At 37.2% G+C, this 17,188-nt stretch carries 14 protein-coding genes; 5 read left to right on the forward strand and 9 right to left on the reverse strand.

Annotation, left to right across the window (positions count from 1 at the left end):
- Positions 1–364 precede the first annotated feature (364 nt).
- Positions 365–1,321: a GLPGLI family protein gene (locus EYS08_RS23020; RefSeq protein ID WP_131032292.1), complete on the forward strand. Its 957-nt coding sequence runs from the start codon at positions 365–367 to the stop codon at positions 1,319–1,321.
- Positions 1,322–1,335: 14 nt separating this feature from the next.
- Entirely contained in the window at positions 1,336–3,978 is a 2,643-nt protein-coding gene (locus tag EYS08_RS23025; protein WP_165456542.1) for a TonB-dependent receptor, read from the forward strand.
- A gap of 299 nt (positions 3,979–4,277) precedes the next feature.
- Here EYS08_RS23025 and EYS08_RS23030 read toward each other — a convergent pair whose 3' ends face one another.
- The 4 genes from EYS08_RS23030 to EYS08_RS23045 form a co-directional block, all read right to left on the reverse strand.
- Positions 4,278–5,765 (reverse strand): M56 family metallopeptidase, encoded by a 1,488-nt coding sequence (locus EYS08_RS23030; protein WP_131032294.1) that lies wholly within the window; start codon positions 5,763–5,765, stop codon positions 4,278–4,280.
- Between the two features lie 5 nt (positions 5,766–5,770).
- Complete coding sequence (locus EYS08_RS23035; RefSeq protein WP_131032295.1) at positions 5,771–6,133, reverse strand: BlaI/MecI/CopY family transcriptional regulator; 363 nt, start codon at positions 6,131–6,133, stop codon at positions 5,771–5,773.
- 173 nt (positions 6,134–6,306) lie between these two features.
- Positions 6,307–6,807 (reverse strand): hypothetical protein, encoded by a 501-nt coding sequence (locus EYS08_RS23040; RefSeq protein WP_131032296.1) that lies wholly within the window; start codon positions 6,805–6,807, stop codon positions 6,307–6,309.
- Positions 6,804–8,387 carry a dicarboxylate/amino acid:cation symporter gene (locus EYS08_RS23045; protein ID WP_244216027.1) on the reverse strand — a complete coding sequence of 528 codons (1,584 nt, stop codon included), beginning with the start codon at positions 8,385–8,387 and terminating at the stop codon, positions 6,804–6,806. Before EYS08_RS23045 ends, EYS08_RS23040 begins: the two co-directional genes overlap by 4 nt.
- Before the next feature lie 121 nt (positions 8,388–8,508).
- Here EYS08_RS23045 and EYS08_RS23050 point away from each other — a divergent pair, with 121 nt between their 5' ends.
- The 3 genes from EYS08_RS23050 (at position 8,509) to EYS08_RS23060 (ending at position 10,278) form a co-directional block, all read left to right on the forward strand.
- Entirely contained in the window at positions 8,509–9,006 is a 498-nt protein-coding gene (locus tag EYS08_RS23050) for an RNA polymerase sigma factor (protein ID WP_029275756.1), read from the forward strand.
- Positions 8,993–9,592: a hypothetical protein gene (locus tag EYS08_RS23055; protein ID WP_131032297.1), complete on the forward strand. Its 600-nt coding sequence runs from the start codon at positions 8,993–8,995 to the stop codon at positions 9,590–9,592. The genes EYS08_RS23050 and EYS08_RS23055 overlap by 14 nt, the downstream gene beginning before the upstream one ends.
- A 119-nt stretch (positions 9,593–9,711) precedes the next feature.
- Positions 9,712–10,278 carry a DUF922 domain-containing protein gene (locus EYS08_RS23060; RefSeq protein WP_131032298.1) on the forward strand — a complete coding sequence of 189 codons (567 nt, stop codon included), beginning with the start codon at positions 9,712–9,714 and terminating at the stop codon, positions 10,276–10,278.
- Here the strand turns inward: EYS08_RS23060 and EYS08_RS23065 are convergent.
- The 5 genes from EYS08_RS23065 to EYS08_RS23085 all read right to left on the reverse strand — a co-directional run bounded on the left by EYS08_RS23065 (position 10,267) and on the right by EYS08_RS23085 (position 16,837).
- The gene (locus tag EYS08_RS23065; RefSeq protein WP_131032299.1) at positions 10,267–10,638 is read right to left on the reverse strand and encodes a diacylglycerol kinase family protein; all 372 of its coding nucleotides are present in this window, start codon (positions 10,636–10,638) and stop codon (positions 10,267–10,269) included. The genes EYS08_RS23060 and EYS08_RS23065 overlap by 12 nt on opposite strands.
- Before the next feature lie 248 nt (positions 10,639–10,886).
- Positions 10,887–11,483, reverse strand: coding sequence for a hypothetical protein (locus tag EYS08_RS23070; protein WP_131032300.1), 597 nt, complete (start codon positions 11,481–11,483; stop codon positions 10,887–10,889).
- A 59-nt stretch (positions 11,484–11,542) separates the two neighbouring features.
- A complete protein-coding gene (locus tag EYS08_RS23075; protein ID WP_131032301.1) occupies positions 11,543–13,453 on the reverse strand; it encodes a beta-N-acetylhexosaminidase in 1,911 nt (636 codons plus the stop codon).
- Positions 13,454–14,410: 957 nt separating this feature from the next.
- Positions 14,411–15,367 carry a thioredoxin-disulfide reductase gene (gene trxB / locus EYS08_RS23080; protein WP_113951968.1) on the reverse strand — a complete coding sequence of 319 codons (957 nt, stop codon included), beginning with the start codon at positions 15,365–15,367 and terminating at the stop codon, positions 14,411–14,413.
- 306 nt (positions 15,368–15,673) lie between these two features.
- Positions 15,674–16,837: a dipeptidase gene (locus EYS08_RS23085; RefSeq protein WP_131032302.1), complete on the reverse strand. Its 1,164-nt coding sequence runs from the start codon at positions 16,835–16,837 to the stop codon at positions 15,674–15,676.
- Between the last annotated feature and the right edge of the window lie 351 nt (positions 16,838–17,188).

Consider the following 17,188-nt stretch of genomic DNA (forward strand, 5'->3'; position numbering starts at 1 on the left):
TCGCGAGCATACGCTTGGTTTCGGGCGGTGAGACACCATCCGAGATCTATAGCCATTCATTTCTAAATATTTTCCTTTGCAGTATTCTAGTCAGAGTTAACCGTCATTCTGAACGCAGTGAAGAATCTTACTTAATAGACTTAGAACCTAAGTTCAGCCTAGAGCGGTTCTTCATTACATTCAGAATGACAAATTCTTCTTTCCCCTTAAGGATAATAGCAATAATTCTCCGTGTTAATCTATATGTCTCCGCAGCTAAAGACCCTACTTAATTCTCTTCGTTAAAAAATGTTAAAGCGTTTTTCTTATTACGAATGTTTCGTAGATTTACGAAAACTAAATAGATAACTTAAAAACCAACCTCATGAAATTAACCCTAACCATTTGTTTAGCAACCGCTTTAACCATTTCGGCAAAAGCACAAAGCCCCGATAAGGCTTTAGCAAGAGTACGGTATACTTTTACACACATCCAGGATACTACACAGCGCGATAAACCTAAAACCGAAAACATGTTACTCGTAACTGGAAAAAATGCTTCTGTTTATACCAGTTACGATAAGCTGAACCAAGCGTTAAATACCCAGAAGCAGATTCAGGAGCAGATGAAAAACCAAACAGGCAACTCCAATATCAAAATCGAGGTGAAAAGTGAAATGAAAGCTCCATTAACACAGGAAGATTATTTCTTTTTTGCCAATGAACATAAAATGATTACCAAGGAACGCCTGTTTAACAATTACCTTGTTGAAGAAACCGCTCCACAAATTGATTGGAAGATTTTAAAAGATACCATGAGTTTTTCAGGGATACCATGCCAGAAAGCAACCGCAACCTTTAAAGGCAGAAAATGGATTGCCTGGTTTGCCACAGAAATTCCTTTTCAAAGTGGTCCATGGAAATTAAATGGTTTACCAGGCTTAATTGTGGAAGCCTATGATGAAAAAAAAGAAGTAAAATTTACATTCGCTGGCCTTGAAAATGTAAAAGACGATGCCAACCAAACAAACGCAGGTGATGACGGTAAAATTGCAATACCCAATGGCACAGGCGTAGTAAAAATGGTGGGTATAGATGTAAGCACTTCTTACCTTGGATCGGAGATTAAATTACCTGCAGATGCCATTAAAACGACCAGAAAAGAATTAGATAAACTTAAAGCGGCAAGAGATAAAGACCCTCAAGGCTTTATGCAGGCACAAATGGCCGCAAGTGGTATGCAGGGTTCATTTAAGACCACTGCCGCTCCCCGTCCGGCTGGAGGCGCAGGCATAACAAAAGCTGAAATCAACAACCCGATCGAAATCCCTGAGAAAAAATGAGAAAATGCGCTATAATGCTGGTGCTACTGTTTGCTGCTTTTTCGGCGCTGGCACAGAAACCGATCAAAGGAATTGTTAAGGATAGCAATGGAAAAGCAATTGAATCTGTTAATGTCAGTTTAAAAGATCCCGAAGGGAACATAATCAATTTCACCAGGACGAACAGCAATGGCGAGTTTAGCATTAGTTTAAAAAATGATCAGATTACTGGCTATAAAATAGAAGCCTCGAGCATTGGTTATAAAAAACTGAGCATGGTTGTTGCCGATGTAAACAAAAATTATGATCTGGTTCTGCAAAACAGCGAAACCGCATTAGAAACAGTTACCGTAAAAAACCGGCCATCTTTAACAGCAAATGGCGATACCTTAAATTACAGGCCATCAGATTTTGCAGACAAACAAGACCGGAGCATTGGCGATGTACTTAAAAAAATGCCTGGAATCGAAGTTGCAGAGAATGGAAAGATCAGCTATAACGGAAAATCGATTTCTAACCTCTATGTGGACGGCGACAACCTTTTGGACGACAAGTATAACATTGGAACTAAAAGCATCCCACAGAGCGCTGTTGATAAGGTGCAGGTGATCCAGAATGATCAACCGATTAAAATGATGCGCAAAAACAACATGAGTGATGATGTTGCGCTAAATCTGGTGATTAAAGACGATGCTAAACTGAAAGTAATGGGCGATGCAACGGTTGGCGCAGGAATGCCCAACCGTTTTGACGAAAACCTAACGGCCATGTTATTTAATAAAAAGCTGAAATTTATCAACAATATTAAAGGCAATAATATTGGTAACGATCCGGGTATTGACCTCACCTCGCATAATTTATCGGATTATTTAAAACGCCTCGACAACAATAAGCCAAGTGGATTGCTATCTACAGGGGCAGCTGGTGTACCCTCTTTACCACAAAGCAGGTATCTTTTTAATAAAGCTGGGCTCATCAATCTAAACAACTTATATAAGTTTAATCAGGACCTGCAATTGAGGGCAAACCTTTCGTATCTATATGATCAGCGTGATCAACAATACAATAAATTTTCGGAAACTTACCTTTCGGGCCAAACCATCAGTTATTCAGAATCGCAGAACAATGCCATCAATCCGCAAAAACTCCGGGTACAGTTTAACCTGAATGGAAATGCAGATAAATATTACCTGAACAATAATTTTGTATTGGATTATGCACCTTATAAAACCTCTTCCGGCTTTGTAATCAATAATGTTGCAGCCAATCAGATACTTCGGCAGGAAACAATTGATATTTCTAACGAATTTAATTACCGAAAAAAATTAAAGTCGGATGATGTGATCAACCTCTACTCCTATTTAAACCGCACAACACAGCCTGAAACATTAAACATTACACCGGGACTTAATGCCGATATCTTAAACAACGGAAATAGTTACCTCGGCTTAAACCAGTACATTAAAATACCAACCTGGTACACTAATAATTATGCATCATTTGCTTTTGTAAAAAACAATTTCGTACAAACCTATAAGGCAGGTTTTAATGTACAGCAGCAACAGCTCAACTCTGAACTTTACCGTAAACAAAATAACCAGCAAACAGAACTGGTTTCGGGCAATGCAGTAAATGACCTTGATTGGCTTAAAACAAAGCTCTACACTGAAGCTAACTATGATTTTACAAATGATAAAATAAAAGCAGGACTGAGTTTACCTTTGAGTTACAACCAGATCAATTACAGTGATGACGTAAATCAACTAGACAAAAGCCTGCATAGATTATTTTTAAACCCTTCATTTAATGCAAGATATCAAACCAGTCCTGAGAATTATGTAACGGCAAATTATGCCTTCCGAAATGATTTGGGAGGAATTGACGATGTTTATCGTGGTACAGTTTTAAAAAATTACCGCTCACTTTTCGCGAACAATGCCCCGATTTCGGAATCGGAAACCCATAACATTGGAGCTGGATTTAACTTTAGAAAAGCGATGCAGATGTTGTTTATTAATTTAACGGCTAACTACAGTGATGCTAAACTGAACACCATTTCTTCATACAGTTTGAGCAACAACATTCAGCAAAGGGTTGTTTTGCCACTAAACAACCACATCCGTACACTCTCATTCAGTGCAAATGCAAGTAAATATCTTTTCGACCTGAGAAGTACAGTGAGTGCAGGGGTAACTTTTTCGCAGAGTAAATACGATCAATTGCAGAATAATGAACTATTTGCCTTTAACGCGCAAACGGTTTCTTATAAAGTAGGTATAGAAGCAAAACTTACCAATTTCATCAACTGGTCTTACCTTGCTAATTTTGCGGTTACCGATAATAAAGCTAAAGTTGCTGGTGCGATAAAAACAAATTTCCAACAGCTTAGGCAGCAATCTACTTTAGCCATTACCACCGTTAGAAATGTGTATTTAAATTTATCTGCAGAGCATTTATTTACGCATCAATCTACACAGCCTAATCTGAAATATCTTTTTGCAGATATGAACATCAAATACAAACTGTTAAAAATGAAAACAGATTTAGAATTTGGTGTAACGAATCTGGCCAATATCAAAAGGTTTGATGCGATTTACCTTTCAGCAAATTCACTTACAACCGGAACCTATTATATACCGGGCAGAGTGGCCATGCTGAAAGCTACTTTTAATTTTTAATAAATAGATTCGTCATTGCGAGGAGGAACGACAAAGCAATCTTTCATGCTAGTGATTCTTGCTAAAAAGATGTCGGCTGAAAAAGCCTTCCCGTAATGGCGTTCCGAAGTTTATGACCTCTTGAATACAATCTGCGAAAATCTTTTTGATCTGCGGGAAAAATAAGCAATCGACTATTTGTTTTCCCGCAGATTTAAGATGATAACGCAGATTTTTATCCCTAGCAATGCCTGTACATATTAAATGGCAAGTTTAAAAGATTTCTCGACTGCGCTCGAAATGACGAATGATGAAATTAACTATGGCTTCATACTAATTTGAATCGCCTGATTATTTCTGTCAACTTTGAGATCAGAAATCTCATTTACATTCAATTTATCAAGCTCCTCTTTTGAGATTTTATTACCATTTAAAAAATAGGTTGTGGTTTCGTTAACGATAGCTCCATTGCCTGCTACATGTTGGTTTCCATCTTTAGCAGCTGAGGTTTTGGCCGTTGATTTTAAAAAATAAAACATCGCAACACTGTTTTTCCCGGGTATTGGCAAAGCCTCGAAATCAGCACCTTTTTTAGCTACAATTTTTATATCAACCATTTTATGGTCTGGTTTCATGGTATCAGTAAAATTAAAATGCTGTACAAAGGTTCTGCCTTTAAAATTTCCGTCGGTTTTAAAGCTCATGATCTTCAATTGCTTACCTAAACCTTTTAAAGTCTCTTCTATCGATTTTCGTGAAGAATCTGCACCGTCTACAATGCTTTTAAAAATAAAAGTCATTTTGGTGGCGGTATCAGGCGCTTTCAGCGTATCAATGATTATTCTCTTTTTGAATTTAGCTTTTAAAACTGATTTAGGTTGTACAGCAACCTTTTCGGGCAAAACATCATTCACTATTTTTGTTAATGGTGCTAAACTTTTCTTTACGTCCTTTTTATCGATGGTAAACGCTAAAGTAACGCAAAGTAATACAGGTAAGACAAATAAATACCTGGTTAAATTTACTTTTGATGAACGTTTCGCATTCATCATTTTAATCCGATTTTTTAGGTCGGATAGATTAAAATTATTCACAATAGCTACCGATGGCTGCAATGTTCCAACATCTAACATGCTATATTGATAAGCTTTTTTATCGATTCCTTTTTTTAAAATCTTTGCATCAGTAATAAATTCAATATTTTCTCTAACGGCTTTTTTCATCAACCAAACCCCTGGATTAAACCAATAGAAAACCACACAGATTTCGGCCAGAATAATATCTAAAGTATGCCATTGTTCTACATGTACTTTTTCATGTTCGAGAATATTGTTTAAATCTTGCTTTTTATGCAGATTTGGGTTGATATAAATGGTCTGCCAAAAACTAAATGGACTCACCTCATCGTTTAAAATCCGCACCTTATAATCATCTAAATGATCGGGTGAAGAATTTTTATGCATTCTATAAAGCGAAATAAACTGCACGAGTAATCTTAAGGCCATCAATAAAACACCGGTATAAAAAAGCACCGTTAGTCCTTGCCAAAATACCGAAACGGCATCTTGTTTTACAAATTCACTTACCTGTTGGCTAAATTGTGGAACAAAGGCAGGCACAGCTTTTTGTCCGGCAAAAAACTCAGTAAGATTTATAAATGGATAGGCAGTAGAAAAGATGATTCCAAAGAGCAGAAACATCCGGTTGATGGGGTAGAAAGTTAGCCTCCGCAGCACCAGGTAATAGGTTGCCGAAAACAAGATCAGCACCAGATTAATTTTCAATAAAATGATAAAGAAATGTGGCATGGCATTTACTTTTCAGGGTGCTCAATTAAATTTATAATCTCTTTAAGTTCCTCTGCACTGATTTTTTTATCCTTTGCAAAAAAAGCAACCAGTTCTTTATAAGAGCTCTGGAAATAATTATTCACAAAACCACTCATAAAGCGTTTTTTATATTCCACCTCTTTAACCTTTGCACTATAGCGGTTGGCATTCGCAAAACGCTCGCTCATCAGATAGCCCTTGCGTTCTAAATTCTTGATGGTAGAGGCCAGTGTAGTATACGGTGGTTTCGGATCAGGAAGTACATCCATAAAATCTTTGATAAAGCCCTTACCGATCTGCCAAACAGCCAGCATGGCTTCCTCTTCCTGCAATGTTAATTTTTCCATTATTACGAATATATCGTAAATATACGAAAACATCCTAAAAGAAAAAGACTTTAACAAAACGCTAACATTTAACGCGTTATTAAAGTCTTTTCTGGTTTCCCAGTTCATTGGCCATTAGTAAATAGTTAACCAGTGTTCGACTTTAAAAAATTAAATCGACTGTGAACTTCGGACTACTTACCGCTTCTTTTTTCGGCTTGTAATAAGGTTTCCTGAATGATTTTCCTCATTTGAACAGCCGCATCCAGTAATTTTGGATTGCCATCAAAGTCGCCATAAATGGTTACGTGTTTCGACTTTTTTTTATAATTGAAAGTTATATCATAACGTGGCACCAACCTGGATTTATCACTTTTTTTACCAATGGTATCTGGAAAATTCCAAAGGCCTATTTCATTTGCTTTTCTATGCATGTATAACACATCATTGCTCTTTAAAAAGAACTTTTTGGTAACCACTGAGTCCTTATTATTTACGTACTGGTAAACACCAGTCTTCGAATCATATCTGTTTTCCAAAGTATCTTTTAAGCCATAGCTATACTGCATCGAAACAAAATCATCTTTACGGAAAGGTGCATTTTGTATAATTGGCTTGTAATAGATGTAACAATAAATAATCATCGGAACGACAATGGTAATTGCTAAGAATATCTTTTTTCCTTTACTACTCATATACTAATCTCTTTTGCTTCTTCACTATTAGGGTCAAATTCACCCTCCCATTTTGCAATCACAACTGATGCCAAACAATTGCCTATTACATTTACTGATGTTCTTGCCATATCCATTAACTCATCAATACCTAAAATTATAAATATTGGCCAGGTTGGTAATCCAAATGATGCTGCAGTGCCTAAAAGGATAACCAGTGATGCCCTCGGTACTCCTGCTACCCCCTTACTGGTGAGCATTAGTGTAAAAACAATCACAATCTGATGACCAAGTGTTAAATTAATATTTGCTGCCTGGGCTACAAATACCGAGGCCAATGCAAGGTATAATGTTGTTCCATCAAGATTAAAACTATAGCCAGTTGGCATTACAAAAGCTACAATTTTACGCGGAACACCGATACTAACCATTGCTTCCATCGCTCGGGGCAAAGCAGCTTCTGAACTTGTAGTTGCAAAAGCTATTGATACCGGTTCGGCAATGGCTTGAATAAACCTTTTAATTGGTAACTTTATAATTAGTGCAATTGGCAAAAGTATAACCAATATAAATACAATTAGCGCAATGTACAGTGTAATAAGTAGATGGAAAAGATTAACAAGTACACCGAGCCCCATGTGCCCAACGGTATAAGCCATAGCCGCCCCCACGCCTATCGGTGCAAAATACATCACCAGGTTAGTAAACTTAAACATGGTTTCGGATAAGCTCTCGGTAAGGTTAATTAGCGGTTTTCGCTGTGCCATAGGCACCATAATTAATGCAATACCAAAAAGAACACTGAATATTACAATTTGTAAAACATCGCCACCTGCCATACTTTTAACTATGCTATCAGGAAAAATATGTAGAATAACTTCTTTAGCGGTTTGTGCCTCTACTTTGGGTATATCATGTGCAACAGCAGCCGCTTGTTTTATACCCACACCTGCCTTACTAACGTTAATGGCTATTAATCCAATAATTAGTGCAAAAGTGGTTACAATTTCAAAATACAGCAACGATTTCCAGCCCATTCTGCCAACCTGCTTAATATCAGAGTGACCAGCAATACCATAAACCAGTGTTGCAAAAAGTAATGGTGCAATAATTACCTTAATCATTTTAAGGAAAATCTGACTAAAGATTTGCAGTCCCTGACCAAAGAATGGAAAATCATGACCGATGGAAATACCAACAAGTAATGCTACCAAAATCCAAAAGGTTAGTGTCTTTTTTATAAAACCATAAAACACAATAAAACCAAGCATTACCCACCTCAGTGCAAAAAATAGCGTATCAACCTCTAAAGAAAGATTGGTATTCCAATTAAATTGTGTGTTCAGTAATAGAAAGGCGCTGAAAGATAAAAAGCTGATGAACAGAAGTCCGAAGATTATTGTACTTGCCTTTTTGGGCAAGAGATAAAGCAATAAACCTCCTAAGGCTACACAATATAATGGTAGATGATCTTTAAGGGTAAAAATTCCATTAAAATCTTTTCCTGTACCTATAACTTCAAAAAAACCGAGAACTTGTAATAATATGGCTAATAAAAATACGCAGATTACTGCAATCAACATCGGTCGGTTTTTTTTCATGCTATTTTGGTTTATCCACAAAAGTAATTAATTGCGTCAAGTAAGCAAACAATTATTATTTTTGGTTTTGGTGTAACAAAAAATGTACATCATCATCTAAAACGCAACTATAAACCCCTAAATGGAACAAAAAGACAAGTTATTTAAAGAGATCTTCGATTCAAATTCCAAAAAGATATTCCATTTATGTTATGGTTATACTGGTGATACCGACGCTGCAAATGATCTTTTACAGGAAACTTTTTTAAAGGTTTGGCAAAATCTGGATAAGTTCAGAAACAAATCGTTAATTTCTACATGGATTTATAGAATTGCCGTGAATACCTGTTTAACTTATTTGAGATCGGAAAAAAGACAGGCGAAAGACGAGTTAACTGACAACATCATAGAGAATAAAATAGAGGAATTTTCAGAGAAAAATGAACAGGTTGCCCTACTTTACAAATGTATCTCCAAACTCGAAGAGAATGACCGTTTAATTATTACAATGGTACTTGATGAATTACCATACCATGAAATTGCCGATATATCTGGAATAAGCGAAGGCAATTTAAGGGTAAAAATTCACCGTATTAAACAAAAATTAACAGAACTATATAGCCAGTATGCAAGCGTTTGATCAAATACAGGAGTTGTGGCAAAAGCACGAGGTAGAAGTTAAGGTTTCTGCTGATGAAATGCTGCAACAAGCAAAGAAAGAAGTAAATGGATTAAAGCTAAAATCTGCTTTAAACATTTTGGGTATGCTCGCATCCTTTATTGCCATTGCTGCATTATGGATATTTATGCATTTCGAATCATGGACAACCCATGTTGGCATCAGCATTACCATTGTTGCTATTGGTGTATACACACTTATCCTATATCGCGATCACCGTTTGATTGCTAAAAATGATGCTACCGCCCATCCACACGAATACCTGAACAACTTAAAAACATATCAATTAAACCGGTACAAACTTTACAATTCTCTATATTGGTTTTACGCTATTGCATTATCACTCGGAATTATATTCTATTTCATTGAAATTTTAACCCATTTGAGCATGCTTCAAAAAGTGGCTGCAATTGTGTTAACTTTTTCATGGATACTATTTTGCTCAACAATACTGCGAAAAGCTGTAATTAAAAGGGAAAAAGAACGCATTGCTTTATTAATTGAGAAATTTGAGCGCATTAGCGGACAGATTTCTATTGCTGAGTAATTTTAGGCACGGTTTTTTCATTGTAAAAACCAACACATGAAACCATCATGATTTACCATTTAACAATGGGATAACTAAGTCATGATCGCTTCACCAGCGTTGAAACTAAAATTACACAGGTGAAAAGACATATTATATTGCTTTTATTTTTGCTGGTACTGCCATGTACTTTTGCTTTTAAACAAGATTTTTCCGGGCCAATTCAATTAAATTGGGAAATGCATTTTAAAGGAAAAGCCGATATGCGCTCTCCATTTTTTGCGCTGACTGCAATGACCTGGAAATATAGTTACTCCAGCACTGTTTACCGTAATCGGGTTGCCATTAAGCTTAAAAATGATGTGAGTATTGATAAAACGAGATCGTGGGTTAAGTGGGATAAAATTAAAGATCCTGAAATTAGGGCAAGTCTTTTACACCATGAACAAGGGCACGCCGATATTCAGTATATTTTATTATTGGAGGCCGAAAGGGTATTAAAAAACCGGAACTATGCTGTAAGCAACTATAAAGCCCAGATATCCGAACTCGCCAATCAGATCAGCAATTATTTCGACACCATGCAACGTAACTATGATGAAGAAACCGAGCATGGCAGCAACCATAAAATGCAGGCCCGATGGGATGACATTATCCGGGATAAGATTGAAGAATCGAGGATTGCTATGTCCGAATTACAAAAATAGTTTTGGAATAAAAACAATAAAACCAGCAGCTACCGCCAGCAATGCAGCTATCAAAACCGCAGCAGCAGCCAAATCTTTTACCACTTTAATTTTTGGATGATACTCTGGAGAAACCACATCGGCCAGTTTCTCGACAGCAGAATTTATAATTTCGGCAACAAAAACAGCTGAAATAACAGATAAAATGGCAATCCATTCTGAACCGGAAATTTTCAGGTAAAAGGATAAACCAATGGCAACGATTGCTGCAAACAAATGAACTCTTCCGTTATGATCGTTCACAAAAAACAGTTTTAGCCCGTTAAAAGCATATTTAAAGCTCTTGATCCGATCGATGATAGAAAATTTTTCGTTGTTCATTGTTTGTTAAATTGCGTGATAGATGCTGAAACAAGTTCAATAACATGTTTAAAAGGGTTGTCATTGCGAGGTACGAAGCAATCTTAAAGCACATGCTATTACCAATTTATTTAAGCATGAGGAAAGATCCTTCGACTACGCTCAGGATGACACCAAGTGCAAAAAGTCGCAACAATCAGTCCCCTTGCCACTTTATGCTGTACGCCCTACCCTTTTTACCCTAAACCATCAACCTTAAACCCTAAACCTTACTTTACCTCACTTGTAGAAAAACTATTTCCACTTAATTTATATTGATAGGTCCTGGTAATCGTTTTAGTACTATCGGCGTTATCCTTCACCGGGAAAGAACGGAACAGGTCTCCATTTTTAATAAAAAAATTATCGTTACCTGTATAACCTTTCTTTTGACTGGTACTTAAAGGAGGGAAACTGATTTTATTGAAATCGCCACGCGTGCATTCAAAAACATTTAAATCCGAAACTGTTTTCTTGCTTAAGAGCTGAATATACAATTCAGGATTTCCATCATTGTCTAAATCCATATTCCAGGCATCAATAACAATACCTTTACGATCTACTGCAGCAGATCTGTAATTATTACGCACAGAATCAGACATAAGAATCTGATACCCTCCAATAGAGTCAACCCCTTTTCCCCAGCTTACAATTTCGAAATTTAATCCGGGTCTCACTTCTATATCTTTATAAAAACGGAAGGGGTTTTTCTGCACTTTTGCGGTTTCGGCTTTAATTTCTTTAGGTTTTTCTTCTGTGCAGGCAAAACAAAACAGCATCCCTGTTATTAACAAGAGATGCTGTAATGTATATTTCTGTAATTTCATTCTATCTAGGACGTTTTGGTTGCCCCAAATTAAGTATTTTAGCTTTTTAAAGCAACATTTTATTTCTTTGCCTCTGCTTTAACTTCAGGTGCTCCGTTATTTAAAACCGTTTCGGCAACCACGCTTCTTCTGCCGCTTGGTGCAATAACAATGGTTTTTAATACTCTTTTTTCGCCTTGTGGTACTGTAATTTTAATTGGCGAGGTGTACAAAAATGCATTTTCTGATGGACGTGACAAATCAATCGAATAATAAATTTTAGCACCTGTAACAGGTGCTTTTAAATCAATTGTAAATTCTCCTCCGGTTAAAGGTTTATCACTCTGACCAATTGGTGTAGGAACCCAGAAATTAACATTCATTTTATCTAAACGGGCCAAATGAGCAGGTAAGCGTTGTTCAGAAAAATTCTTTAAATCTTTACGCTCAACTGGCGACCAAGCAATTTCAGATAGAGCCAATAAACGTGGGAAAGCATGATTTTCTGCTTTTGCTGTGGTTTTAATATACTCAGACCACATGTTTGCCTGAACGCCTTTGATGTATTTTCTTTCATCGGCAGTTAACACTTTCGGAATCGGATCGTAAGCATAAATCTTTTGATAAGGGGCAAATCCGCCAATAGTTACCGGCTCGTCAGGAGAGTTAGATTGTTTATGGTCGATATATAAACCCATCGATCCTGGGGTCATAATTACATCGTGCTTTTGCTGTGCAGCTGCAATTCCACCTTCTTCACCTCTCCAGCTCATAACGGTTGCATTAGGCGCCAAACCACCTTCCAAAATCTCATCCCAACCAATAATCGAGCGTCCTTTTCCGTTTACATGTTTTTCTATCGTCTGGATGAAATAGCTCTGTAATTCATGCTCATCTTTCAAACCTTTTTCTTTCATCAGGTTTTGGCAGAATGTAGATTCTTTCCAATAGGTTTTAGGTGCTTCATCGCCACCAATATGGATGTATTTAGAAGGAAAAATAGCAATAACCTCATCTAGAATATTATTCAACATCGTAAATGTATTTGCAGATGGCACAAAAATATCATCAAAAACACCCCAGGTTTGCTGCACTTGCTTTCCTTTTCTGCTGCCCGCCCATGGTGTTTTATCACTGATAAAGGTATCACGATCAGGGAAACAACTTAATTCAGGATATGCTGCAATTGCCGCAGAAGCGTGACCTGGCAATTCGATCTCCGGAATTACGGTGATGTATTTCGTAGCCGCATATTTAACAATTTCTTTGGCTTCTTCTTGCGTATAATAACCTTTAACAGGTGTTAGGTAATTGCCATTGCCCGGATAATTGCCAATAATCGATCCGTTACGTGAAGAACCGATTTCAATTAATTTAGGGTATTTTTTTATTTCCAGTCTCCAGCCCTGATCGTCAGTTAAATGCCAATGGAAGGTATTGATTTTGTAATAAGCCAGCTGATCGATGTATTTTTTGATAAAAGAGATCGGGAAGAAATGACGGCTTACATCCAACATGGTTCCGCGATAAGTAAAACGTGGATAATCGTTAATGTTAACTGCTGGAATGGTAATTTTATTGGCCACTTTATCTGGCATCATCTGCATGGCCGATTGAACGGCATAAAAAAGACCTGCACCTTTTCCTGTTAAAACAATTTGTGTCGGTGTAACTTTAATGGTGTAACCTTCGGCTGGTAATTGATCTGCTCCAACAGATGTTAAAACAATTGCTTTTTGGTTAGGTTGGGTAATTTTAGTTTCACGTAAGGCAAAGCCTGCCTTGGTAACGATAAAAGCGTTTAATAAATCAGCCATCTTTGCGCCGTCGATGCTCTGATTTACTAAAACTGTAGTTTTATCTAAAATGAAATTTCCGTTTGCCCTGGTAATGGCTACAGGTGCAGGTATGATACCCAGATTAGGATCACTCTGCGCAAATGCACTCGTGCTGATTAATACTCCAATAAAAATCGATAATGCTTTGTTCATGTTGTGTTTAGGTTTTTTATAGATTTATTTGATTGTTGGAACCAAGATAGAGATTATGGAGATATTACGAATCCCACATTCTTGTTACAATTAAGATCAACCGTTTGACTGCACCGCATAACGCAGATAAATCTAAACAATATTTATTAAAACGTTTTTCCAATGTTTCTGATAAACTATTATAATGGAAACCTTAGTCTTTTTTGGAAATCGAGTGCAGAAGCGTTTGGGTTACAATAGTCCCGCTCCCGCTTCTGCCAATTAGAAGAAAATTGGCATCCCGCTTCGATCGGGTTTAAGTGGCACTGCCAGTGGTACTATTTTGGGCTGCAAAGCGTAGCAGAATTATTCTAGGCAGCAATGCTGTTCAACTTTAAATAGTAGCAAAAACCTAAGTATTTAAACCTGATTGCAATGGAAAGCACGCAATCCCGATTTTTCATCACTGTTGTCCGGAGAAATCTTTTAATAAATTTTAACCGGACAGCCGATTTACAAATGGCTGCAATATTCAGGGACTGAAATATTTTTTTTATGAATATTGAAGCTACGACGAGTTTAAAAAGCTAAAATTAGGATTATGATCAAATTTTCTCCGGACAGCCGGATTTGATTAAGAATTTTAAAAATGAAGAAATAAGGGGGGCTTGCCTTTTTAAAGTCCTTTAAAAAGGCTGTTTTAGCTTAATTCAAATGATTTTATAGTACGTTTAGGTTTTAACCGGACAACAGTGATTTTTCATTGGGAGCTGGCTTGAAATGTAAAGCAGGACTAACAATAAAAAGAGCCACTGCAATTGCTTTCCAAGAAAAGAGAAGTCGGAAGCCCTGTGTAACAAGATCAACCTTAATAGACCTCTCTCCCGAAAATTCGGGACTGCACTTCAGGAGATGACGACTTTAACAAAAAAGAGAAACCATTACTGATTTCTCTTCCTAAAATTATATTAAATATCCTTAAGCTTCTACCGGATGTTCTTTAGCAGCCAAATACCTTTCGGCATCGAGCGCGGCCATACATCCAGAACCTGCAGCAGTTACCGCCTGTCTGTAATACATATCCTGCACATCGCCACAGGCAAAAACGCCTTCGATATTGGTTAAAGTAGAACCTGGTTTGGTAGCTAAATAACCTGTTTCATCCATATCCAACTGACCTTTAAAAATATCGGTATTTGGCTTGTGACCGATAGCCACAAAGAAACCTTCTACAGCGATATCAGACTCAACACCGGTTTTGTTATTTAAAACTTTAACGGCAGTTACATTTTTACCGTTACCTAAAATCTCCTGGGTTTCGGTATTATAATGCACCACAATATTCGGTGTAGCCAATACGCGGCTCACCATTGCTTTAGAAGCTCTGAATTCGTCTCTACGAACCAATAAATGAACAGTTTTACATAATTTGGCTAAATATGTTGCTTCTTCGGCGGCAGTATCTCCAGCGCCTACAATGGCAACATCTTGTCCTTTAAAGAAGAAACCATCGCACACGGCACAGGCCGAAACCCCAAAACCATTGTATTGTTGCTCACTTGGTAAACCCAGCCATTTAGCCGTAGCGCCTGTAGCAATAATTACGGTATCAGCCGTAATGGTTTTAATTTCATCAACCACTACTTTATGTGGCGTTGAAGAGAAATCTACCGAACTTACATAACCAAAACGGATATCGGTACCAAAACGCTCTGCTTGTTTGCGGAAATCTTCCATCATTTCTGGCCCCATAATTCCTTGCGGGTAACCTGGAAAATTTTCTACATCTGTTGTTTGCGTAAGCTGCCCACCGGCTTGCATACCGGTATACATAATTGGTTTTAAATCAGCTCTGGCAGCATAAATTGCAGCAGTATAACCTGCAGGACCTGAACCTATAATTAAACACTGAACGTGTTCGTTTTCTTGTGACATTATATTGTGTGTTTGAAATTCATTAATCGTAGCGCAAATTTAATGCTTTAAATATTTGTTGGCAAGTGCACATTGTCAACATAGTTTACTTATTAACATCATAAGCCGAGCGGAAAGCGCATGGCGTTTGGTGTTTAAAGCTCAGGCGCATTGAGGTGCCTCACTCGTGCTGTCAGATGTTTCCATCTGACACTGACTCCATATATGCCTGATGATTTTTTCACCTGTCAGATGGTAACATCTAACAGCACAATAAATTCAGGTATGCTTCAACTTTAAGATGGCAACATCTTACAGCACAAAAAATCATTCTCCTTTGTTCTCTCTGATCAACCGAATTACATTGCCTCCCAAAATTTTCTTGATATCGTTTTCCGAATATCCATTTTTAATTAGCTCGTCGGTAATTTTAGGATAATCTGCTACACTGTTCATACCTAAAGGAAAAGATTCGGCACCATCAAAATCCGCGCCCAGTCCCACATGGTCTATACCGATTAATTTCACTACGTGACTAATATGTTTAACCAAAAGTGCAATTGGTGGTCGTGTGGCATCGGCATCAGCAAGATGATTGAAAATCAAGGTATCAATGGCATTGCTTCTACCATATTTAGCAGTCAATGTTTTAAATTCGCTATCATACTTTGTAAAGAAAGCTTTTTGTTTAGTATTAAAGGCAGAATCTAAGAAACCGCTATAAAAATTAATGCAAACTACACCGCCATTTTTACCAACAGCTTTAATCTGATCGTCTTTTAAATTTCGTGGAACCGGATTTAGAGCATAAGCACAGCTATGGGAAACAATTACGGGTTTGGCAGATGCAGCAACGGCATCATAAAATGTTCTTTCACCCACGTGTGATAAATCGACCATCACCCCAAGTTTATTCAATCGCTTTACGACCCGTTTTCCAAAATTATTTAAGCCTGCATTTTCAGGTTTTACTTTACCAGAAGTTTCTTCGGCTGCCGAACTGGACCATGGAGTACTGTTGTTCCAGGTTAAGGTAAGATAAGCCATTCCCCGCTTTGCTAAGCTATCAATATAATCCAAACGGTTTTCGATCATATGTCCACCTTCTACACCTATCATAGCAGCTAATTTATGCTGCTTAACAGCCTGCTCCAAATCTTTAGCGGTGGTAACCAACTGGATCTTATCTGGATATCGTTTAATTAAACTATAAAGCGAGTCTATTTCCTGGTTAGCTATAGCATACCCACCCGTTTCATCACACCAGATGGAGAAAAACTGAGCACCTAAGCCACCTTGTTTGGCACGCACTAAATCGAAATTACCTTTGGGTTGAGGTTTGCCGATATCAATGCCCGATATAATCTGATTGAACAGTATATCTCCATGGGTATCGATTACGATCGCATTTTGATGAATTTTATCCGAATTTTGGGCAAAGAGATTGATCTGCAATAATGTAAGGACAAGAAAAAGATAAAGATTTTTCATGTGCTAAATATAATATTAATTGTTTTTACCAGTACAGACACTCGGGTTCCCATCATTTTTTTTCACCACTAAGAAACAAAGGCACTTTTATATTCAAAACCCAGGTGTGCTAAGTTGGCTTAGATGATAAAAAATTATGTAATATTTAACTGTTAGATGGCACCATCTGACAGCACATCAAAAAAATTTATTTTAGAGCAAACCCTATTTAAATAGAACGTTTTTTCGCTTCTGATATACTTCTGCTTTTTAGATCTAAAGCTTGTTTTCTCATTTGCGATAAGGAAACTCTGCATCTATTTAAGTTAGCTTGTTGACCTAATTGATCCATTTTTGAAAATGATATTTTAT

The sequence above is a fragment of the Pedobacter kyonggii genome (assembly GCF_004310665.1).
Lineage (GTDB): Bacteria > Bacteroidota > Bacteroidia > Sphingobacteriales > Sphingobacteriaceae > Pedobacter > Pedobacter kyonggii.